The sequence below is a fragment of the Rosenbergiella metrosideri genome (genome assembly GCF_022602565.1).
GTDB classification, from domain to species: domain Bacteria; phylum Pseudomonadota; class Gammaproteobacteria; order Enterobacterales; family Enterobacteriaceae; genus Rosenbergiella; species Rosenbergiella metrosideri.
On record NZ_JALBCV010000008.1, the window covers coordinates 46,584 to 68,287 of the forward strand.

The 21,704-nt window shown below is 46.6% G+C and carries 19 protein-coding genes and 1 other annotated feature; of the genes, 7 read left to right on the top strand and 12 right to left on the bottom strand.

Translation table 11 applies throughout. The features are described 5' to 3' along the window. Window positions 1-62: 62 nt before the first annotated feature. The 3 genes from galF to gndA all read left to right on the top strand — a co-directional run bounded on the left by galF (window position 63) and on the right by gndA (window position 3,566). Complete coding sequence (gene galF, locus MKR94_RS09520) at window positions 63-965, top strand: UTP--glucose-1-phosphate uridylyltransferase GalF (RefSeq protein WP_241646693.1); 903 nt, start codon at window positions 63-65, stop codon at window positions 963-965. A 16-nt stretch (window positions 966-981) separates the two neighbouring features. After that, on the top strand, window positions 982-1,998 hold the full coding sequence (gene galE / locus MKR94_RS09525; protein ID WP_241646694.1) for a UDP-glucose 4-epimerase GalE: 1,017 nt from the start codon (window positions 982-984) through the stop codon (window positions 1,996-1,998). Between the two features lie 161 nt (window positions 1,999-2,159). Next, on the top strand, window positions 2,160-3,566 hold the full coding sequence (gndA, locus tag MKR94_RS09530) for an NADP-dependent phosphogluconate dehydrogenase (RefSeq protein ID WP_099824322.1): 1,407 nt from the start codon (window positions 2,160-2,162) through the stop codon (window positions 3,564-3,566). 51 nt (window positions 3,567-3,617) lie between these two features. On the opposite strand, the gene MKR94_RS09535 is transcribed toward gndA, so the two are convergent. The 10 genes from MKR94_RS09535 to hisG form a co-directional block, all read right to left on the bottom strand. Then, on the bottom strand, window positions 3,618-4,310 hold the full coding sequence (locus MKR94_RS09535) for an ABC transporter ATP-binding protein (RefSeq protein ID WP_241646695.1): 693 nt from the start codon (window positions 4,308-4,310) through the stop codon (window positions 3,618-3,620). A gap of 3 nt (window positions 4,311-4,313) precedes the next feature. Next, the gene (locus MKR94_RS09540) at window positions 4,314-5,096 is read right to left on the bottom strand and encodes an ABC transporter permease (RefSeq protein ID WP_241646696.1); all 783 of its coding nucleotides are present in this window, start codon (window positions 5,094-5,096) and stop codon (window positions 4,314-4,316) included. Window positions 5,097-5,235: 139 nt separating this feature from the next. Then, on the bottom strand, window positions 5,236-5,850 hold the full coding sequence (hisIE, locus tag MKR94_RS09545) for a bifunctional phosphoribosyl-AMP cyclohydrolase/phosphoribosyl-ATP diphosphatase HisIE (protein WP_241646697.1): 615 nt from the start codon (window positions 5,848-5,850) through the stop codon (window positions 5,236-5,238). Beyond that, window positions 5,844-6,620, bottom strand: a complete 777-nt coding sequence (hisF, locus tag MKR94_RS09550) for an imidazole glycerol phosphate synthase subunit HisF (protein ID WP_241646698.1) — start codon at window positions 6,618-6,620, stop codon at window positions 5,844-5,846. Before hisF ends, hisIE begins: the two co-directional genes overlap by 7 nt. After that, window positions 6,602-7,339 carry a 1-(5-phosphoribosyl)-5-[(5-phosphoribosylamino)methylideneamino]imidazole-4-carboxamide isomerase gene (hisA, locus tag MKR94_RS09555; RefSeq protein ID WP_241646699.1) on the bottom strand — a complete coding sequence of 246 codons (738 nt, stop codon included), beginning with the start codon at window positions 7,337-7,339 and terminating at the stop codon, window positions 6,602-6,604. Before hisA ends, hisF begins: the two co-directional genes overlap by 19 nt. After that, window positions 7,336-7,929 carry an imidazole glycerol phosphate synthase subunit HisH gene (hisH, locus tag MKR94_RS09560; protein WP_241646700.1) on the bottom strand — a complete coding sequence of 198 codons (594 nt, stop codon included), beginning with the start codon at window positions 7,927-7,929 and terminating at the stop codon, window positions 7,336-7,338. The genes hisA and hisH overlap by 4 nt, the downstream gene beginning before the upstream one ends. Then, complete coding sequence (gene hisB, locus MKR94_RS09565) at window positions 7,929-8,996, bottom strand: bifunctional histidinol-phosphatase/imidazoleglycerol-phosphate dehydratase HisB (RefSeq protein WP_241583134.1); 1,068 nt, start codon at window positions 8,994-8,996, stop codon at window positions 7,929-7,931. Before hisB ends, hisH begins: the two co-directional genes overlap by 1 nt. Then, window positions 8,993-10,075 carry a histidinol-phosphate transaminase gene (gene hisC / locus MKR94_RS09570; RefSeq protein WP_241646701.1) on the bottom strand — a complete coding sequence of 361 codons (1,083 nt, stop codon included), beginning with the start codon at window positions 10,073-10,075 and terminating at the stop codon, window positions 8,993-8,995. The genes hisB and hisC overlap by 4 nt, the downstream gene beginning before the upstream one ends. Further along, a complete protein-coding gene (gene hisD, locus MKR94_RS09575; RefSeq protein WP_241646702.1) occupies window positions 10,072-11,379 on the bottom strand; it encodes a histidinol dehydrogenase in 1,308 nt (435 codons plus the stop codon). The genes hisC and hisD overlap by 4 nt, the downstream gene beginning before the upstream one ends. Window positions 11,380-11,382: 3 nt before the next feature. Beyond that, complete coding sequence (gene hisG, locus MKR94_RS09580; RefSeq protein WP_241646703.1) at window positions 11,383-12,282, bottom strand: ATP phosphoribosyltransferase; 900 nt, start codon at window positions 12,280-12,282, stop codon at window positions 11,383-11,385. A gap of 59 nt (window positions 12,283-12,341) precedes the next feature. Continuing rightward, window positions 12,342-12,461: a sequence feature (His leader region), on the bottom strand. A gap of 205 nt (window positions 12,462-12,666) precedes the next feature. On the opposite strand from hisG, the gene MKR94_RS09585 reads away from it, so the two are divergent. The 4 genes from MKR94_RS09585 (at window position 12,667) to MKR94_RS09600 (ending at window position 15,603) form a co-directional block, all read left to right on the top strand. Further along, the gene (locus tag MKR94_RS09585; protein ID WP_241646704.1) at window positions 12,667-13,497 is read left to right on the top strand and encodes an SDR family oxidoreductase; all 831 of its coding nucleotides are present in this window, start codon (window positions 12,667-12,669) and stop codon (window positions 13,495-13,497) included. 236 nt (window positions 13,498-13,733) lie between these two features. Next, the gene (locus tag MKR94_RS09590; RefSeq protein WP_241646705.1) at window positions 13,734-13,907 is read left to right on the top strand and encodes a hypothetical protein; all 174 of its coding nucleotides are present in this window, start codon (window positions 13,734-13,736) and stop codon (window positions 13,905-13,907) included. Next, the gene (locus MKR94_RS09595) at window positions 13,897-15,255 is read left to right on the top strand and encodes an APC family permease (RefSeq protein ID WP_241646706.1); all 1,359 of its coding nucleotides are present in this window, start codon (window positions 13,897-13,899) and stop codon (window positions 15,253-15,255) included. Before MKR94_RS09590 ends, MKR94_RS09595 begins: the two co-directional genes overlap by 11 nt. 120 nt (window positions 15,256-15,375) lie before the next feature. Further along, window positions 15,376-15,603 carry a YgdI/YgdR family lipoprotein gene (locus MKR94_RS09600; protein ID WP_048912232.1) on the top strand — a complete coding sequence of 76 codons (228 nt, stop codon included), beginning with the start codon at window positions 15,376-15,378 and terminating at the stop codon, window positions 15,601-15,603. 45 nt (window positions 15,604-15,648) lie between these two features. On the opposite strand, the gene sbcB is transcribed toward MKR94_RS09600, so the two are convergent. Continuing rightward, window positions 15,649-17,079: an exodeoxyribonuclease I gene (gene sbcB / locus MKR94_RS09605; protein WP_241646707.1), complete on the bottom strand. Its 1,431-nt coding sequence runs from the start codon at window positions 17,077-17,079 to the stop codon at window positions 15,649-15,651. Window positions 17,080-20,691: 3,612 nt separating this feature from the next. Then, a complete protein-coding gene (locus MKR94_RS09615; protein WP_241646708.1) occupies window positions 20,692-21,348 on the bottom strand; it encodes a hypothetical protein in 657 nt (218 codons plus the stop codon). Window positions 21,349-21,704: the final 356 nt, after the last annotated feature.

Sequence of the window (21,704 nt, forward strand, 5' to 3'; positions counted from 1 at the left end):
ATGCTTTGAAGGTTTAGGCTCATCGATACTATCGTGCACGCACCCCAACCAGTGGATGAGATATGAAAAATTTGAAAGCGGTTATTCCTGTTGCTGGCCTCGGTATGCATATGTTGCCGGCAACGAAAGCGATTCCAAAAGAGATGTTACCCATCGTTGATAAGCCGATGATCCAGTATATCATTGATGAATGTGTTACCGCGGGGATTAAAGAGATTGTCTTAGTCACTCATGCCTCTAAAAATGCGGTGGAAAACCATTTCGATACCACTTACGAGCTTGAGGCACTCCTCGAGCAGCGGGTGAAACGCCAACTTCTCAGTGAAGTAAAAAATATCTGCCCCCCTGGTGTGACCATAATGAATGTGCGCCAACCGCAGCCGCTAGGCCTCGGTAATGCGATTCTTTGTGCTAAGCCGATCGTCGGCGATAATCCATTCGTCGTGGTATTGCCTGATGTGATCCTCGATAATCAAAGTGCCGATCCATTACGCTATAACTTGGCGGCGATGTTGTCGCGTTTTGCTGAAACCGGGCGTTCACAAGTCCTCTGTCAGACGCTGCCCCGCGAAGAACTTGCAGAATACTCAGTGATCACCACCGAACAGCCTTTAGAGTCCGCAGGTGACACCTGCCGTATCGTTGATTTTATTGAAAAACCTACCCATGTTGAAAATCTACCGGAAACCTCGCAACTCGCGGCAGTCGGTCGTTATGTACTTTCTGAAAAAATCTGGGCGTATCTAGAAGATACGCAGCCAGGTGCTTGGGGCCGAATCCAATTAACGGATGCTATTGCCGCCCTTAATCAAGTTGAAGCCGTGGAAGCCAGTGAGCTTCATGGTATTAGCTACGACTGCGGGCGTAAGCTCGGGTATATGCAAGCTTTCGTTGCCTATGGATTACGCCATCCACAATCCGGGCAAGCTTTCAGAGATTCGATCAAAACACTTCTTAACTCTTAATTTAGGCTAATCAATCATGGCAATTTTAGTGACAGGTGGTGCAGGGTATATTGGATCGCACACCGTGTTAGCCCTGCTGCAACGGGGTGATGACGTCGTTATATTGGATAATTTATGCAATGCCTCGCAAGAAGCGCTGGCACGGGTGGCTAAGATAACCGGACGTCAAGCGGCGTTTGTTGAGGGCGATATCCGTGATAGAGCCTGCTTACAGTCGTTATTCGCTGCGCATCGTATCACCGATGTCATCCACTTCGCTGCCTTAAAAGCGGTGGGGGAATCGACGCGGATGCCGTTAGAATATTATGAAAATAACGTGTCCGGTACCTTAGTATTACTCGAAGAGATGCGCCGTGCAGGGATTTGGAACTTTATTTTTAGCTCCTCGGCAACTGTCTACGGTGCGGATGCGCCAGTACCTTATGTTGAAACGACGCCGATAGGGGGAACTACCAGCCCTTATGGCACATCTAAGCTAATGATTGAATTGGTCTTGCAAGACTTTGCCAAAGCCGAGCCGCAATTTAATACTATTGCTTTGCGTTACTTCAACCCAGTGGGTGCGCATGAGTCGGGCGAAATCGGCGAAGATCCTTCAGGGATCCCGAATAATTTACTGCCGTATATCGCTCAGGTAGCGATCGGTAAGTTACCGCAGCTAGGCGTCTTTGGTGGCGATTACCCTACGCCTGATGGCACTTGTCAACGCGATTATATTCACGTGATGGACCTTGCAGAAGGTCATTTAAAAGCGTTGGATTACTTACAACAGACTCAAGGATATCGCGCTTATAATCTTGGTGCGGGCAAAGGCTACTCGGTATTAGAGATGATCCGAGCGTTTGAGCAGGCCTCGGGCTGCACAATTCCGTTTGAGATCAAGCCTCGCCGTGCTGGCGACCTTGCCGCATTCTGGGCAGACCCTGCCTTGGCTGCGAAAGAATTAAACTGGAGCGTCTCGCGTGGTATCGATGAAATGATGGTCGACACTTGGCGCTGGCAGAAAAAAAATCCCCATGGATATCGTCAATAAGTGTAATTAATAAGCATCTGACCGGGGGGACTTGATCAAACGTGCGTTAAGCATAGATTTCCCGGTCAGGTTTTTATATAACTTATAGGACAAGGTACGTGCTAACAAACCTAGAACATAACGTTCACATAGGTAAGCTTTCTACCAGACAGGAGAATGTAATGTCTAAGCAGCAAATTGGTGTTGTCGGAATGGCAGTAATGGGCCGTAATCTCGCGCTAAATATTGAAAGCCGTGGCTATACTGTCTCAATCTTCAACCGTTCACGTGAAAAGACGGATGAAGTGATTGCAGAAAACCCAGGAAAAAAACTCGCGCCGTTCTACAGCGTTGAAGAGTTTGTCGAGTCCTTAGAAAAACCTCGCCGTATCCTGTTAATGGTGCAAGCGGGTGAAGCGACAGATAAGACGATTGCCTCACTCACCCCACACCTTGATAAAGGTGATATTTTGATCGACGGTGGTAACACTTTCTACAAAGATACCATTCGTCGTAACAAAGAGCTGTCTGACCAAGGCTTTAACTTCATCGGTACCGGTGTTTCCGGCGGTGAAGAAGGTGCATTAAAAGGCCCTTCAATCATGCCTGGCGGTCAGAAAGAAGCTTACGAATTAGTGGCACCGATTTTTGACAAAATCGCAGCACGTGCAGAAGGCGAAGCCTGTGTGACCTATATCGGTCCAGATGGTGCGGGTCACTATGTGAAAATGGTTCACAACGGTATTGAATACGGCGATATGCAGCTGATTGCAGAAGCTTACTCCGTACTGAAAGGTTCTTTAGGTCTGTCTAATGAAGAATTAGCGAAAACCTTTAGCGAGTGGAACCAAGGTGAGCTGAGTAGCTACCTAATCGATATCACTAAAGATATTTTCACTAAGAAAGATGATACCGGTAACTACTTGGTTGATGTCATCCTTGATGAAGCGGCGAACAAAGGTACTGGTAAGTGGACCAGCCAAAGCTCACTGGACCTTGGTGAGCCATTATCGCTGATCACTGAGTCAGTATTTGCACGTTACCTTTCTTCACTGAAATCACAACGTGTTGCCGCTTCTAAAGTCCTGACTGGACCAAAAGTTGCTGCATTTAACGGTGATAAAGCAGAATTTATCGAGAAAGTCCGCCGCGCACTCTACTTAGGTAAAATCGTCTCTTACGCACAAGGTTTCTCTCAACTCCGTGCCGCATCAGATCAATATAGCTGGGATCTGAACTATGGCGAATTAGCGAAAATTTTCCGTGCGGGTTGTATCATCCGTGCACAGTTCCTGCAAAAAATCACTGATGCTTATGCAGAGAACCCAGAGATCGCGAACTTACTGCTGGCACCATACTTCAAAAACATCGCTGATGAATATCAACAAGCGTTGCGCGATGTGGTGAGCTACGCCGTACAGAATGGTATCCCAATGCCAACCTTCTCTGCAGCGATTGCTTACTACGATAGCTACCGCTCAGAAGTTCTGCCTGCGAACCTGATTCAGGCTCAACGTGACTACTTCGGCGCGCACACTTATAAGCGTACTGATAAAGAAGGTGTTTTCCACACTGAGTGGTTAGACTAAGTCTTAAGTTGAACTTCCTCGCAAGCCAGTGACCACGTCACTGGCTTTTTTTTAGCTGGCGATTCGTCCTTTTACTAAATGCAGGTGTCGGTTAGCGAAACGCGCGGCTAAATGCGTATCATGGGTGGCAATAACAAGAATTGCGGCCTGTTGGATAAATTGTTGTAAGCGGTGCTCGACTTTATCTTTAAACAGCGCATCCCCCACACTGATCCATTCATCCATCAGCAGTATCTCCGGCGGCTGTGCTGTGCAGATGGCGAAGGCTAAGCGTAACACCATGCCACTGGAATAGGTACGCACCGGCAGATAGATAAACTCCTCAAGTTCACTGAAGGCTATCACGTCCTCAATCAGGCTAGGGAGTTGCTGCTTGGGTATCCCCATAAGTAAGCTTCTGAGTTTAATATTCTCAATCCCGGTCAATTCGGGTTCCATTCCCATCGTCGCATCCAATAATGAACTTATTCGACCACAGGTCTTGATATGTCCGGCACTGGGACTGTAAACGCCGGCCAATGCACGCAGTAGGGTGGTTTTACCTGAACCATTATGGCCGAGTAGTGCTAAGCGATCCCCCTCATCTAACCTAAAGCTAATATCGTTCAAGGCATTCACGGTCATCGTGCGACCTACCTGACCTAACCGCCCGCCTGCCACACTGAGCAGTGAGCGCTTTAAGGATCGTTGTTGGGCGTTATAAATTGGAAATTGAATAGTAAGGTGCTGACAATCGATATACATGGATCATATCCAATAAGCGATACGCTTACGCGTGTGGGAAATAAGGGTTATAGCAACCAAGGCGGCCGTGAGGGCGAACAGAGTAGTCAGCAGCCACTCCAGTAAAGCAGGACAGTGACCTAAGGTGGTGCCGCGTAGCAGTTCAATAAAATGCGTAAAAGGATTAAGTCGAGCGAAATATTGCTGCTTCGCCGAGAGGAGTGATAATTGCCAAATAATCGGGGTAACAAAAAACAGCAGTGTCATCACACTGGTAATGATCGGTGCAATATCACGGTAGCGGGTGCAAATAATGGCCGCAATGAATCCGATGCTACTTAAAAATATCAGGGTAATCAGTAGTGCGGGGAGCAGTAAAAGCATACTCCAAGACCAGTCAGGGGGGTAAATAAGCATCACGATAGGGACGACCGATAGGTTATGTAACAGGATAATCAGTTGCCGCCATGTGACGCGTAAAATATAAAGTGGGAAAGGTAAGGGAATTTGACGGATAAAATGGGCGGCATCATTGAATGCCGTACTGCTCTCGTTAATCACGCCAGTGCAGAGCGACCAGAAAATTAATCCTAGACAGAGGTGCGGTAAAAAATCCTGCAAACTGAGCTTAAATAGGCTGCCATAAAGCGGTCCCATGGCCAACAATGTGGTGGCCATACTGAGGGTAATCCAGAATGGCCCTAAGATTGAGCGACGATAGCGATTCAGTACGTCGTTCCAGGCTAAAGTTCGCCACAATGAGAAAAGCGTAAAGCTGTGTTTAATTTCAGCGCTAAGAGAATCCATTCACCGTCTCCAAAGGGGAAAAAGGGCGTTAGTATGCAGAGTATTACAGGCGAGTGTGAATAAGATTTATACGGCGAGAGGGGTTATTAATGGAGGTATTAACATAAATGGGCGGCATAGCGCCACCCATCGGTCAGTGTTATGCCTGATGACGCTGACGGAGATTAGCAATAATCGAACTGAGATCAAGATCTTGATCCTGCAATAACACGATCAAGTGATAAAGCAGGTCTGATGCTTCATTGGTTAACTCCTCACGGTCATTGACGGTGGCAGCCAATGCAGTCTCAACCCCTTCTTCGCCAACCTTCTGGGCAATACGCTTAGTGCCGCTGGCATATAAGCTGGCGGTGTAAGAACTACTCGGATCAGCCGATTTACGACTGGATAGCAGTTGTTCCAGTTGCCATAAGAAGTGCCAATCGGTGGCAGCAGGAGAGAAACAACTCGACGTGCCGGTGTGACAGGTTGGGCCATGAGGTAAGGCTAAAACTAATAAACTATCGCGATCGCAGTCAGCCGTGATCTGCTTTACCGTAAGAAAGTGTCCAGAGGATTCGCCCTTGGTCCATAGACGCTGCTTACTGCGCGACCAGAACGTCACGTTGCCGCTTTGCTGGGTCGCGGCGAGAGCCTCTTGATTCATATAACCGAGCATCAAAACTTCCCCGGACACCGCATGTTGAATAATTGCTGGGATCAGGTTATCGGTTTTTTGCCAATCGAGGGCGGCGATTGCTTCAGGCGTTAACATAGACGAACCTCTATCTGATTATCTTTTAGGAACTGCTTAAGTTTACCAATATTAATGAGTTGCTTATGGAATACTGAAGCCGCTAGGGCACCATCGACATTCGCTTGGGTGAAGGCATCAAGAAAGTGCTGTTCGGTTCCGGCACCTCCCGAGGCAATTAGCGGCACGTGACAGATTTGGCGAATTTGAGCCAATTGGGTCAAGTCGTAGCCTTGGCGTACACCGTCTTGGTTCATCATATTCAACACAATTTCGCCGGCACCGCGCTGTTGTACCTCTTTGACCCATTCCGCAGTTTGCCACGAGGTATTACGAGTCCGAGCCTCATCCCCTGTAAATTGCTTAACTTGATAAGTGCCTGATGTCTCGTCAAACCACGTATCAATACCTACAACCACGCACTGCACACCGAAGCGGTCAGCGAGTCGAGTAATCAACTCAGGATCCGCGAGAGCAGGGGAGTTAATCGAAATTTTATCTGCCCCGAAAGAGAGGATTTCGCCTGCTTCTTCTACCGATTTAATACCGCCGGCCACACAGAAAGGAATATCGATTACTTCAGCCACCCGCGCGACCCAGCTTTTATCCACGATACGGCCCGCGGAGGAGGCGGTAATATCATAAAAAACCAGCTCATCTGCGCCTTCTGCCGCATAACGTGCCGCAAGTGGCACAATGTCACCGATCACTTCATGGTCACGGAACTGTACCCCTTTCACCACTTGGCCATCGCGCACATCAAGGCAGGGAATTATCCGTTTTGCCAGCATGAAATTGCCTCCGAGACAGTAAATTTATCTTCTAACAATGCGCGACCCACAATAACACCTTGCACACCGCTGGTCCGCAGTGCCGCTATATCTTCCAGCGAACCGATACCGCCTGAAGACTGGAAGGCGATCGCTGGCCAGGTCGCGGTAATTTCTTGGTAAAGTTCGACATTCGAGCCAGCGAGGGTGCCATCGCGCGAAATATCGGTACAGAGTACGTGACGCAGGCCATAGGGCTCGTAATCGGCAATCACCTGCTCTAATGTCACGCCAGACGCTTCTTGCCAGCCGCTAATGGCCACTTCTTTACGCTGATGATCATCGATGCGAATATCCAAGGCAAGTACGATAGCCTCTGGCCCAAATTCCTCGAACCAAGCCTTAACCATTTCAGGCTGACGAATCGCGGTCGAACCGACTACGACGCGACTTGCACCGGCTTGTAGTAACGCCACAACGTCGTCACGTTGACGAATGCCGCCACCGACTTGGACAGGCACCGAGACGCCTGCCAGCAGTTCGGATAATAGATTTATCTGTCGCGCGGCCGGATCTTTTGCACCGGTCAAATCGACAAGGTGCAGCACTTCCGCGCCTTGTTGCTGATAAGATTGCAGACGCGGAAGGGGCTCACGGCCATAATCTCGCTGCTGTCCATAATCGCCCTGATGTAAACGGACGACTGCGCCTTCGATGAGGTCTAACGCTGGGATAATCATGACATCTCCAAAAAGTTTTTCAGCAGCTGTGCGCCGGCAGCACCAGAGCGCTCGGGATGGAACTGAACGCCATAAAAATTATCGCGTTGAACCGCGGCGGAGAACGCCTCGCCATATTGGCACTGGGCGATGGTGAATTCGTTAACCGGCATCGCGTAGCTGTGCACAAAGTAGAAATAGGCGTCTTTATCGATATCGCGAAAGAGTGGATTGCCCGCTTGCGCCGTAACTTGGTTCCAGCCCATATGCGGGGTTGGCAGTTCTCCGGTCTCTAGGGCGCGCACCTCTTCCGGAATTAATCCTAAGGTTTTAATCTCGCCGCGCTCTTTACTGTGACTGCCGAGAATTTGCATGCCTAAGCAAATACCCAAGACGGGCTGCGTACAGCGAGTGATCAGCGCGATCAAATCACGCTCTTCAAGCTGTCGCATCGCCGCACTGGCAGTGCCGACACCGGGGAGTAACAGTTTATCTGCCGACAGTACCAAGTGTTTGTCCCGACTGACGGTCGGCTGATAGCCTAAACGCTGTACGGCCCATTTGACTGACGACAAATTGGCACAGCCTGTATCAAGGATAACAACGTCCATTACAGCACCCCTTTTGAGCTTGGCAAGGTGTTGCCTTCAACGCGTATCGCTTGACGCAACGTACGACCAAAGGCTTTAAACAGGCTTTCTACTCGGTGGTGGTCGTTTTTACCTTTAGTCTTTAAATGTAAGGTCGCAGCCATGGTATAGGAGAGTGAGCGGAAAAAGTGCTCGATCATCTCGGTGCTAAGGTCACCGACATGCTGGTGAGTGAACTCAGCCTTATACTCCAGCCACGGTCGGCCTGAAATATCCAGCGCGCAGCGTGCAAGGCATTCGTCCATCGGTAAGGTAAAACCGAAGCGTCCAATCCCGCGCTTATCGCCCAAGGCTTTAAGCAGTGCTTCGCCCAAGGCTAATCCTGTATCCTCAACCGTGTGGTGGTCATCGATATGCAGATCGCCTTTCGCTTGGATAGCTAAGCGAAGGCCGCCGTGGGTGGCGATTTGATCGAGCATATGGTCGAAGAAACCAATCCCGGTTGAAATTTTGTTTTCGCCTTCACGGTCTAACCACACTTCTACCGTAATTTGCGTCTCGTGCGTATTACGCACCACTTTGGCATAACGGTCTTTACGGCATAGACGTTTGGCAATGGTTGGCCAAGTCTCCCCGTCTGCGCCGTAGCGGATCCCTTCAATGCCCATATTTTCGGCTAAGGTAATATCGGTCGCTCGGTCACCAATTACGTAACTCTGTGCTTTATCGAGCTGACCTTCTTGCAGCCATTTTTCGACCAGTTGCGTTTTCGGTTTACGACATGCACAGTTATCAGCCGGTAGGTGAGGGCAAATTAGCACCTGCGAAAATTGAATCCCTTGTGAGGCAAATATCTGCATCATCAAGTTATGCGGCGGATCGAAATCCGCTTGGGGAAAACTGTCTGTGCCCAATCCGTCTTGGTTAGTGATCATCACTAACTCATAGCCCGCCTTTTGTAAGTCAAGCAGCGCAGGGATCACCCCTGATTCGAAGGCTAACTTATCAAGACGGTCAACTTGAAAATCGAGAGGCGGTTCGCTGATCAGTGTCCCATCACGGTCAATAAATAGGGTTTTAGTGGTCATGAGCGTGCTCCCTTCGGACCAAATTGTGTTAAGGCTTGATAAAGTGATTCCATTTCAGCTTCAGTACCAATGGATACCCGCAGACATCCACCGAGAAGTAGGTTTTTATTTTGGTCTCGTAGGATAATGCCTTGATCCCATAACCCTTTAAAAACGGCCGGGGAATCGTGGAAGCGAATCAGGAAATAGTTAGTATCGCTAAGGAAAGCTTGCTCGACGCAAGGTAATTCAGCAAGACGAGGGATAAAGTTATCGCGTATCGTATTAAGTTCCGCGACACGATCGCGCATTGCGGTCAGCCCCTCATCACTCAAGGCTTGACTGGCGATATCGGCAACCGGTGTTGAAAGAGGATAGGGGGCAATCACCTTCAACAAGGTTTGAATCACCTCGGATTGTGCCAAGGTAAAACCACAACGCAAGCCTGCTAAGGCAAAGGCCTTAGATAAGGTGCGTAGCACCACTAAGTGTGGGAATTGCTGCATCCAACTGACGACAGAGGCTTGCGGGCAGAACTCAATATAGGCCTCATCGACCACCACTAACGCCTTTCCAGCGGTCGCCGTCAAGACTTGGCGAATATCCTCTGCATTGAGTAAGTTACCGGTGGGATTGTTGGGGCTACAGATATAGACAATCTTCACCGAGTCCAATTGCTGTAAGACGGCGGGGACATCGAGTTGCCATGCCTCAGTAAGCCGCTGTGTCTTAGCCTGTACGCCATAGGTTTCGGCACTAACGCTATACATCCCGTAGGTCGGTGGGCAATAGAGAACGGTATCTTGCCCGGGTTCACAGTAGGCGCGGATCAGCAGTTCGATGGCTTCATCGGCCCCCCGGCTTACCAGTACATTGTCCGAACTCAGTCCTGCGTACTTGGCATAGCGGCTGACAACCTCGCGAGGTTGGCATTCAGGGTAACGATTTAAGGTTTGTTGCGTCAGCGCAAAACTGACCGGCGTTGGGTATTCATTAGCGTTCAGCCAAACGTCACCACAGCCTCCTAAGCGACGCGCAGATTGATAAGGCGTCAAGTCTATTACATTTTTGCGGACAAGCTGACTAAGTTGGTCACTCATGAAGACTCCTTAAGCGCCTTAACGCGAAGCGTCACCGCATTCTTGTGCGCATCTAAACGTTCTGCCGCGGCCAATATTTCGATTGTCTCGGCAAGGGAAAGAAACCCTTGCGGGGTTAATTCTTGAAGCGTCATCCGTTTTTGGAAATCGGCCAGCCCTAAGCTGGAATAGGTCGCGGTATAGCCATAGGTCGGCAACACATGGTTAGTGCCTGAGGCATAGTCGCCCGCAGACTCCGGTGACCAATCACCGAGGAATACCGACCCCGCACTACTAATACTGTCGACCCAGTCACGCGGCGATCTAACCTGTAAAATAAGGTGTTCAGGACCATATTGATTAGAGATAGCGATACATTCCGCTAAATCACGGGTAACGATGATCTGGCTGGAGGCTAACGCTTGCGCGGCGGTCTCCGAGCGTGGCAGTTGCGCTAATTGTTGCTCAACTTCTGCGACCACCTGTTGCGCAATCTGTTGATCAGGCGTCAGTAAAATAACTTGAGAGTCGGGGCCATGTTCTGCTTGTGAAAGAAGATCAGCCGCCACGAAAGCCGGTGTCGCACCACTGTCGGCGATAACTAACACTTCTGACGGGCCTGCGGGCATATCGATTGCTGCACCGGATAGGTGTTGGCTTACTTGGCGTTTTGCCTCGGTCACCCAAGCATTACCCGGCCCAAAAATCTTATCAACGCAGGCCAGTGTCTCGGTACCAAAGGCCATCGCAGCAATCGCCTGAGCCCCACCAATCTGATAGATTTCTTCGATACCACAGAGTTTAGCGGCATAGAGGATCTCATCGGCAATTGGCGGCGGCGAACAGAGCACCCGCCGAGCACAACCGGCAATCTTCGCGGGTGTCGCCAACATTAATACGGTGGAAAACAGTGGTGCGCTGCCCCCTGGGATATAAAGACCTACGGCTTGGATAGGACGTGTCACTTGTTGGCAACGGATACCCGGTTGCGTTTCGATATCGACCCCCACCAATTGCTGTGCTTGGTGAAAGGTCTCGATATTCTCACGCGCCACCGCCATGGCTTGCTTAAGCGCAGGACTCACACGCTCGCAGGCCTGTTCGACTTGCGTAGGCGTGACCGCAAATTGTTCTATTTCACAGCGATCAAACTGTTGGCTGAAGCGACGCAATGCTGCGTCACCTTCTTCACTGACTTGCGTCAAGATCTGTTCGACGGTTTGACGAATGTTATGTGCCGCCGCCACCGCAGGGCGCTGTAACATTTTTTGCTGCTCGGCGGGCGATAGGGTCGCCCAAGTAACGATAGGATTAAGCATACTCATCGGTTACTCCATCATTTTCTCAATGGGGAGGACTAATATGGAGCTCGCGCCGAGTGCCTTCAGTTTTTCCATTGTTTCCCAGAATAACGTTTCACTGCTCACCATGTGCAGGGCAAGACGCGATTGGTCACCAGCCAATGGCAGAACGGTCGGACGCTCAGCACCGGGTAACAGATCGATGATTTGCTCAAGTTTCTCACTTGGCGCATGCATCATAATGTACTTCGACTCGCGTGCCTGAATAACGCCTTGAATACGGGTCATCAGTCGGTCGACCAGGGCTTGTTTATCTCCAGAGAGTTCGCCGGCGCGTTGGATCAGTACGGCTTTAGAACGATAAATAACATCGACTTCACGGAGTCCATTGGCCTCAAGGGTCGCACCGGTTGAGACCAAGTCACAGATAGCATCGCTCAGCCCCGCACGTGGCGCGACTTCGACTGAACCGTTAAGTAAACAAGATTTGAAGGTCAGGCCTTTCGAGTCAAAATACTTCTTTAATAAGTGTGGATAAGAGGTGGCAATGCGTTTGGTGTCCAAGCACTCAGGGCCGGTGTAGACACTGTCGGCAGGCATGGCAAGAGAAAGGCGGCAACCGCCAAAATCTAAACGACGTAAAATCGAGAGTTGAGGATCTTCCCCTTGCGCGCGACGGGTCAACACTTCTTCCTCCAGTACGTTCTCACCGATAATGCCTAAATCAACCACACCATCCATGACGAGTCCTGGAATATCGTCATCACGGACACGTAGAATATCGATAGGCATATTCTCGGCGAAAGCGATCAGACGCTGTTGTTGTAAATTGATTTTTATTCCACAGCGGGTGAGCAGTTCGCGAGATTCATCACTCAAACGGCCTGATTTCTGCATTGCAATTCGTAAACGCGTGTTATCCAACATTACACCAATCCTCTTGATTTACTTTTCTGTCTGTCATTGTGTTGTATTTATTATGGGCATTAAAAAAGCCCTCGGAAGAGTGATCTTCCGAGGGCTTTATACGTTCAAACCAGAGGAAGACCTAATCGTCTTCCAGCCGCCATCGCCTGAAAGACTAGTCAGGATGATGATGGTGATGATGGCGAGTTTGAACAAAATTCATAATTTTCTTATCCAAAGATTGGAAAAAAGTGATGTCATTTAACCTAGCCGAGTTGATTGACCTTGGCAACCGTTTTTTCGTCCATAAGGTGAATTTTTTTACACCAAACTCAGATAACTTTACTGGTGGGTGGAGGAGAGTCGCGGTAACCTTGAACCATGACTTTTGACGGTGAGACCGGTATGAAAAAAATAGCGATTATTGGATTAGGGTGGTTAGGGATGCCTTTGGCCTTGGCGCTCAGCCAGCGTGGCTACGATGTGCAAGGGTCGAAAACGTCTGAAGATGGTGTTCTTGCCGCCCGACGCTGCGGAATTTCTGCGGTGAAATTGATCACCACGCCCGATATTGAGTGTGATTTCGAAGAGCTAGAACAATTGATGTCGGTCGATACGCTTATTATTACTTTACCCGCATCACGCAGCGGTGATGGGGGTGAACACTATGTGAATGCTGTCCAAAACCTCGTCGATAGCGCTATAGCAAATGGTGTGAAGCGGGTGGTCTTTACCAGTTCGACTTCAGTCTATGGCGATCAGCAAGGTGAGATAGTTGAAGCCAGTCCACTCCTGCCAGTCACCCCCGCAGGGAAACGCCTGGTCGCGCTAGAGCAATGGCTGCACCAGTTACCGGGTATTGAGGTGGACATTCTGCGGCTATCCGGTTTAGTGGGTCCGGACCGTCACCCAGGTCGTTTTTTAGCGGGTAAAAAACAGTTAACGCAAGGGAATCATCCCGTTAACCTCGTCCATCTTGACGATGTGATCGAGGCGATAATACTGCTTCTCGCCTCGCCGCAGTCAGGCACAACCTTCAATCTCTCAGCACACCAGCACCCAAGACGTGATGAGTTCTACCCCTTTGTCGCTAAGCAGTTGGGAGCTGAGCCGCCAACCTTTGAGGCGATCGAACCTCAAGCGCCTGCTGGAAAGTGGGTGAACGGCGAAGCCATTTGCCGCAGCTTAGGGTTCCACTACCGTTATAGCGATCCCTTCACAATGCCACTTGGTTAAATGGTCTAAAGCCGATAAAGAAAATTCTGAGGTTTTACTCTGAAAGGCTTGTTTTAAAAGCTGGATTTAGGCACAATGCGCGGCCTGCAAAATTCGCGATAACCGACGTAAACTGTTTTAATTAACCGTGCGTCGGTTATTTTTTTGCAGTAAAACTTACTAGTAGTGTTCAATTGGTCGGCCTACGTCGGCTTAGTCACCCTTTCACGCTTGAGCGTATGTTTAGAGGAAAAGTAATGGGGCCATCAACTATTATGCAAGTAGCAGCAGCTGCTCGCTTTCGCGATGACTACGGCGCTAAGGCTACTTCACAGCCTATCAATGTCATTCCTTCTCTCCCTTCGCGGAGTTTCCCTGTGGTGCAGTCCATGTCGATTGCGGCTATAGGGGGGCAACACCATGCAGACTAATGCATCTCCAGCACAATCTCGTGCCAGCTTAAAGAAAACACTGACGCTCTTTCCGGTCGTTATGATTGGCTTAGCCTATATGCAGCCAATGACCTTGTTTGATACGTTCGGTATTGTTACGAATTTAACGGGTGGGCACGTTGCTACGGCTTATGCCTTCGCCCTGATTGCGATTCTGTTCACTGCGCTGAGTTATGGAAAACTGGTTCATCGGTTCCCTTCAGCGGGTTCTGCATATACTTATGCGCAGAAATCGATTTGCCCTCATGTTGGTTTCATGGTCGGCTGGTCGTCGCTGCTTGATTATCTGTTTATGCCGATGATCAATATTTTGCTGGCTAAAAGCTATTTTGAGTCGCTGATCCCGGGGATCCCTTCGTGGATTTTCGTCGTGCTATTAGTAGGCTTTATGACCCTGACTAACCTTAAAGGTATTCGTACGGTCGCTAACTTTAACGGTCTGATTGTTGTGTTACAGATCTTGGTGATGTTAGTGGTAGTTGGTATGGTTATATATGGCGTCGCGCATGGCACAGGCGAGGGGACATTAGTTAGCAGTAAGCCATTCTGGACCGAGAATTCGCAGGTGGTGCCGATGATAACCGGTGCGACGATACTCTGTTTCTCCTTCTTAGGCTTTGATGGCATCAGTTCATTATCCGAAGAGACGAAAGATGCTAAGCGTGTAATTCCTAGAGCGATTTTCCTTACCGCGCTGGTTGGTGGATTACTCTTTATTGCGGTCTCTTACTTCTTACAACTCTATTTCCCTGATGTCAGCCACTTTAAAGATCCTGACTCTTCACAACCGGAAATCATGCTGTATGTGGCAGGGAAAACCTTCCAATTCGGTATCCTGATTTTCTCTTGTGTGACGGTTCTTGCGTCAGGTATGGCGGCGCATGCAGGGGTTTCACGACTGATGTATGTGATGGGACGCGACGGTGTTTTCCCTAAACGCTTCTTTGGCTACATTAGCCCGAAATTCCATACTCCGGTGTTCAACGTCTTATTAGTTGGCGCTATTGCTCTGTTAGCGATTAATTTTGACTTAGTAACGGCCACTGCGTTGATTAACTTCGGTGCATTGGTTGCGTTCACCTTCGTTAACTTATCAGTAATTTCGCAATACTGGATCCGTGAGAAACTGCGTCGCACCTTGAAGGATAATATCCGCTTCCTGATCCTACCCTTATGTGGGGCAATAACGGTCGGTGCGCTGTGGGTTAACTTAGAGAAAAGCTCGATGGAACTGGGCTTAATCTGGGCAGCAATCGGTATTATCTATCTGGCGATTGTGACCAAAGGCTTCCGTCTACCTGTTCCGCAGTATGACGAAGAACGTTAAGCCTTAGTACTTAGGTAAAACCGACCTCTTGAGGTCGGTTTTTTTTTGTCTCCTGCAAAATTCAAAATAGGGTCTATACTTAAGACGAAGCGATAAATTACATATCTCAAGGAGTGTCATATGAAGAAGTTGATTATCCCTGCTGTAGCAATGATTGCTGTTTGTGCATTATCGGGTTGTACACGTACCAGCTACGCAATCCATACTGTTGATGGGCGCACGATAGTCAGCGACGGTAAGCCAAAAGAAACGGATGCCGGCCTAGTGGGCTACACCGATGCAAACGGTGTGAAACAACAAATTAATAAGAGCGAAGTTAAAGTGGTTTCAGAGATTCCAAATAAGTAATTTCGCCTCTTTGATTGAAAAAGCCTGCTTAGCAGGCTTTTTTTTTTAACTCAATAACTCTTGGGCATAACGGGCCAAGGCCTGTAATAAGGCGACTTTATCTGGGGACTCTTGGTGTTCTTGCAGTAACACTGTCAGTTGTTCGAAATAGTCATTGACCTTTTCCGGCGTCAGCACTGAGCGTCGGTGTTCCATCCAGCGTTGCTGTTCCATTTCATCTAATGTGCCAGGGTAATTCCTTGCACGAAAACGAAACAGAAGCTCGTCGATACGTTTATCGCTCCAGCGTAAATCCATCGCTGGTAAATGCTGAGGATGGCTCTGACGAATAACGTCCATCGTCTGTTTGTCCGCTGCAGAGAAAAAGCCATCATAAAGTTGATTATCGACATCTTGGTTTGCCGGAAAAGGGGCTTTATCTGCGAATAAGGCGACCACTTTTTCACGGATCTCTGGATGTTGGCGCAATAGTGCAAGATTATCTAAGCAAGTTTGACGATCAATCCCTAAACGCTCAGCATCTTCGGGCCGTAGTACACTGGCAGGGGCTAAGACCGGGCATTTATTGATATGCACTAGCTTTAACGGAATAGGCGTATCGCTGCCGCGTTCTTCTTTAGTCTGATAGAGCTTTTCCCGTAAGACATCGCTGCTCAGGGCAATAAGCGGTGCAACCTCACCGGCTAAGTCAACGGTAATCACTGCATTCTTGTTCTCTGGGTGCCAAGCGAGGGGCACAATCCAACTGGTATTGCCGCGGGCTGCACCAAACATCCCGGACACGTGTACCAAAGGCTTCATTTGCGGAATATCGATTAAGCTGGTCAGACGATGTTTATTACGATGGGTAAACAGAAAATCGAATAACTTTGGCTGTTTTTCTTTCACCAGTTGTGCCATGGCAATCGTGGCATAGACATCTGACATCGCGTCATGCGCCTGGGTATGGGTAATACCATTCGCTTTGGTGAGATGCTCAAGCTTGAAACTAGGAAGTCCTTGCTCGTTTTCCGGCCATACAATCCCCTCAGGACGCAATGCATAACACGCCCGCATCACATCCAAGAGGTCCCAGCGCGAATTCCCCTCTTGCCAGCTCCAACCATAGGGATCGTGAAAGTTACGGTAAAAAAGATGACGGGTGACCTCATCATCGAAACGTATGTTGTTGTAGCCGACGATACAGGTGTGTGGCTCGCTGAACAGATGATGGATACGTTGGGTAAATGCCGCCTCTGTCATGCCCTTTTGTTGCGCTTCTTGTGGCGTGATATGCGTAATCAATACCGCCTCTGGTTGGGGCAGATAATCATCCGCCAACTTACAATAAAAAACTTCTGGCTCGCCGATCACGGTAAAAGCACTATCTGTACGCACGCCAGCAAACTGTGCGGGTCTATCTAAGGCAGGATGTTTACCAAAGGTTTCATAATCATGGAAGAGGAAGGTAGGCTGTACTGTATCGTTGTTTTTCATACATTATCGTCACTATTTGTAGTTTATTGTACAGTTAAATCAGGGGCTTAACGTACATATTTGTAGTCTTGCTTACACTATTGTGGTTGTTTGTACACTGTAATCTAGGTTTGTACAGGCCATGTTGCGTACGCATTTGATACATAATTTTATTTTAGTGCGTACATGATATAAAAATAGTAATCAGCGACGTTAAACTTAGAAAACGTCTTGGCAAACGTTATACCGGTCCGACAGAATTCACTACTGTCGAGGCTCTCGGTGCACGAGTTTCTTTCTAAGGAGTTATTACCTTTCAATACCGTTATCGGCGTAAAGGTTCGGCTCGACGTACTGCTAAGGGTCGCTGCCTTTTAATACCACTTTGACCAGCGCGAATCATAGTAACAGAGTTCAGGGGGCTTTACTTCGCTGGAGTATTCCCTAAAACATCACTTCATAAAGAAGAGGCTAGGTCAGTCGCATTAAAAAATTACCTGGGTACTGGCATGATAACGATATTACGATGTCACTTCGCCCTAAGACTCAGCAATTAGAACAGTCTACTGTTAGTAAAATAATGGATGGCCAATTTCTTTACAGTTAACTTGACCAGATACCCTATCCACAAGGCAGTGGGCGACCGAGTTCTTACTCATACTGAGTTAGCAAAAGTGTGGATTGGAATTGAAAGAAGCAGGGCTGCTACGTCCTACAAGTTTCTTCATCAAATACTCATCTTATCAGGCGCGAGAATAGCCGAGTTGCCATTGGCTGTTAAAGGTGATTTTAACCTGGAGGATGGAGTGTGGACGGTTTCGGCAGCAGAATGGGTGATACCATTCGCCGACCAATTTTCCCACAGGTTGAGCCATTACTCGAAAAAAACATTAACCCAGAGAGAGAACCTTTTCCTCCCACAGCACTACTCGATTCTCTCTCATTTCGGTAAGGGTTCGCATAAACTCCCTTTACCGATGACATTGAATCTGTAACGGGCAAATAAATTATCAATTTGTGGGTAACCAATGCCTTTTTTAATCATCGATTGAAAATCAATTATATACTTACCCTATTTGCCTAGAGTTCTGATGCCTTGCTAGCGCCATCAGTATAAAAAGGCTCATTTATTATTTATCATATAATGGTCTAATTAGGCTGTATGCGTGTTATTCGAGACTTCATTCTCATTACAGGAACATCACCATTGCTACTCGGAAACTACTTTTTTAACCAGTGGTTGGAGCGGATGTCTTATGTCAGTAGGAGAAGGGTATGGATAACTTAATTTTCGCATCGTGCCGTTATAACCGTCTCAGTATGTTTTAATCGCTGAATCAAGTAACAGCTTAGCCTGAGATTCGGGATTGCTGGCGTCATAGCTGCGATGGATGTAATTGCTCTTCTGCGTGTTAGGGTTGAACACATCGTTTTTTACAAATGAGGCAACTCGCTGATTAGCGAGAGTCAAGTCCTTACCTTTTGGCGAACCTTTCTTCCCAAGTCGTAAAACTGTTGTAAAAATTTCTCCAATGAATTTTGGGTATCGGTAATCAAACTCCGAGTTTTAATATCATGATTATCTGCTGCAAATTGTAAAGCTATCCGACTGAGGTATGCCTTCATGTATGACTACAGCTATTGCTGGCCTGTTCGCCTGCTCTGCCGGGTGCTGGATGTTCTTCCTAGAGGCTCTTACACTTAGAATCACACGGACTGGAGACAGTTATGTGTGTCGCGATAACTACCATGATAATAGAGTTGTTGGAGGCTTTTCTGGTTGTTTAAACGCGAGAGGATAAAGAAACAGCTCTGTAGGGTGCGGGAAGAAGCCCGTAGCAATTATTTTTATTACATCAAATTATTGGCAACAGTAAAAGTGTTGGCAAGGTTCGATTGATCAGATATCACCAACAGAATATGAAAATCAATATTACAAACGGTTCAGAGATGTCTACATTACACGTAGCGATTCAATAGTGTGTTCTTGCGGCGACAACAGCAAGAATTACGTGTTTCAGTACTGCCGTCAAGTGAGTTCGGTTAATATTTAATAGATTCCCCGTTATTAACTTTGATAAGTGGCGATTGGTGGTAAAAAACCAATTTCGAGTGGTTCTAGTGATGGGGGTTGGTTGGATAATAACCTTTTTAAGAGAAGTTGATATTTCGTTTACTGTATTGAGAGGTGACTTGTTAACTTTGCAGCAAGTCTGTGGCCTGCGCCGGTAGCCGCCAACTAGTTTTCTGTTTAAATTTATCGTTAACGGTGATCTGTCATAATGATCTAAAAAATTAAGATTACCGAGTCATCTCTGGATCTATAATAAGTATCTTGCCAATAAAATTAGTTTATTATTTCTTTTTTGCATAAAAGAGGGATTTCCTGCTATCTTCCTACCTCTATTAAAAAAGGCCTTAGACGTAGAATGTAAGGTAATTGAAGAGATCATTGTCTTTACCTAACACAAAGTGCAATGATGCAGTCTCTATTTTAATAGAATAATAACAACCGTGATCCTCGTTACAACTCCCGGGGAAAAACTCAGTATTTCTATTAATCAAATTATTTCAGCAGCCAGTCATGGTACTAAATCAATTCTTACCATCAGTAATGCGCGAGACAAAATTATCGTTAAAGAATCATTTCCAGTAATAATGGAGTTAATTAAGCAAGCTCAGTTGAATACTAGCCTAGCTAAATGAATTTTTACTGCACCGTCTAGCGTTATGGAAGTGCTGTAAGAACCACTTTATTCTCCATGATCTTTTCAACGAGTTTACAGCCAGAGACTTAACCCCCATCTCGTTAGTAGCTCTCCAATTTTACCGGGCATATGAGTTCAATAAAAGTATTTACTCAAACTGTAGCCGGTATCTTCCTTCCTCTATCGTTAGTAGATATTTAATTAATTTAATTAATTTAATTTTTATAGAGAATCACAGTTTAGAAAGCATTATCTTTTAAATGTAAAATAAAAACCATCAAATGTTAATCAAAGGTCACTAAAAAATAACGTTTATCTGAAAAAACTCTATGAAAAAATTATAGAAAAATGACTACTATTACCCATTTAGCTTCTGTTTAGGTTGCTTTAATAACTTGTGGTGAAGATAAATCGGTGATGTGACAACAATAAGATGATTAAGCAGTATCAAAGGTGAAAACTCAAGTGTAGTGGTCGGTGATATAAGCTACGCCAAAAGCCATGGTAAAAAGTGTATGATTTGTACGAACGAAAAACAGTAACGATAAAATCATTATTATCAATAGGTTGAAGGAGGTGATTGCTAAAATATCCCATATGAGACTTCTCGCTGCGCTTTATACCGGCCATTACTCATCAGCAGCATGATGTTCACCTTTTGCGAAGTAATATAATGCTTATCCAGTTGAACGTTATTCTTTTTTAAAGGACTGCAACACCCTCCTCTTGAAAGTGGTACCAAAAGATTAGCTTCTTACCGCGATACCCTTCTCAACAACATCATATTTTTTGAATTCATTGAAGGAAGAAGAGGGGAAGTAAATCCTGAGACCCTTGAGTGTCGTGTAGAGTGGTATTATGTAATCCATTGGCTTTGTAAAGAGGGCGATAAGGTATTTATTGCATCTTAAAAGGTTACTGGGGCCTATAATTTATCGAGGTATTTATAAAAGAAATCTTCAACGGGGATATCGATGACCTGTATTTTTCTTTTTAAAAGCCCTTGAAAAATCCGATCGAGAATATTGACGGCAAGTTTTTGAAGTTCGAGTACATTAATCAGGGTATAAACATTATCCGTTTTGATTGGGTAACAGCCATCCCAAGCTAGAGTAGGAGGAGTGATGGCTTCATTTTGGCTGTTACTGTATTTAAATACGGCTAAGGTCATATCATTTGCGACATCACAGTTCGCAAGACCACCGTCTTTTTGTAAGCACTTCGTTAAGGTGTAGAGTAATTTGGCTTGGGTCGGTGTCAGCGACGTAAAATTAAGAAGGAAGTTGACGAAAATGTTAGTCGAACGGGATGCTCTGAGGGTATAGATACTGCAGAGTTCGTTAATTAGCGATATCACCGTGATCAACATGATAAAGTTTTTATCTTTAGAAGGTGAGGTAACCAAGAGGATCTCGTGGAGTCCATAAAGCCTTGAGTTGACTGAACAGTCTTGAAGTTTAATTGAAGGACTCTGGGTGTTAAGATGAATATAAGCCAATTCATGCAGGTTAAGCTCTTTGAGATTTTTTGCTGCGAGGTATTTATTGCGTTCAATAGTATTTTTTAGATGGAAAAAACTCATAGCTCACATGCCCTCTATATAAATCCGTTAGCGGGTAAATAAAAAAACAATAATTATCGATAAACGTCGGTCAATTTTCGTGATCTGAACGCTGCATCCACTCGTCGAATAGTTACGTGAAATGAGTATATTATAGCGTAGAAAATTTAAACTAACTCATTGCTTGAAAAAAATAAATAATATTTAGAGTGTATTTTTACCAATGAAGCCTTAAGAGAAAATAATTTCCATTCATAAACCGTCAAACAGACTAGTTGAATTAAACCGCTATATCAACTCTATCAGTGATTTAGAGTAAATTCGTATTTTATTGATCATTAAATAATCAATATTTACTTCGTAAAGCTAATTATCAC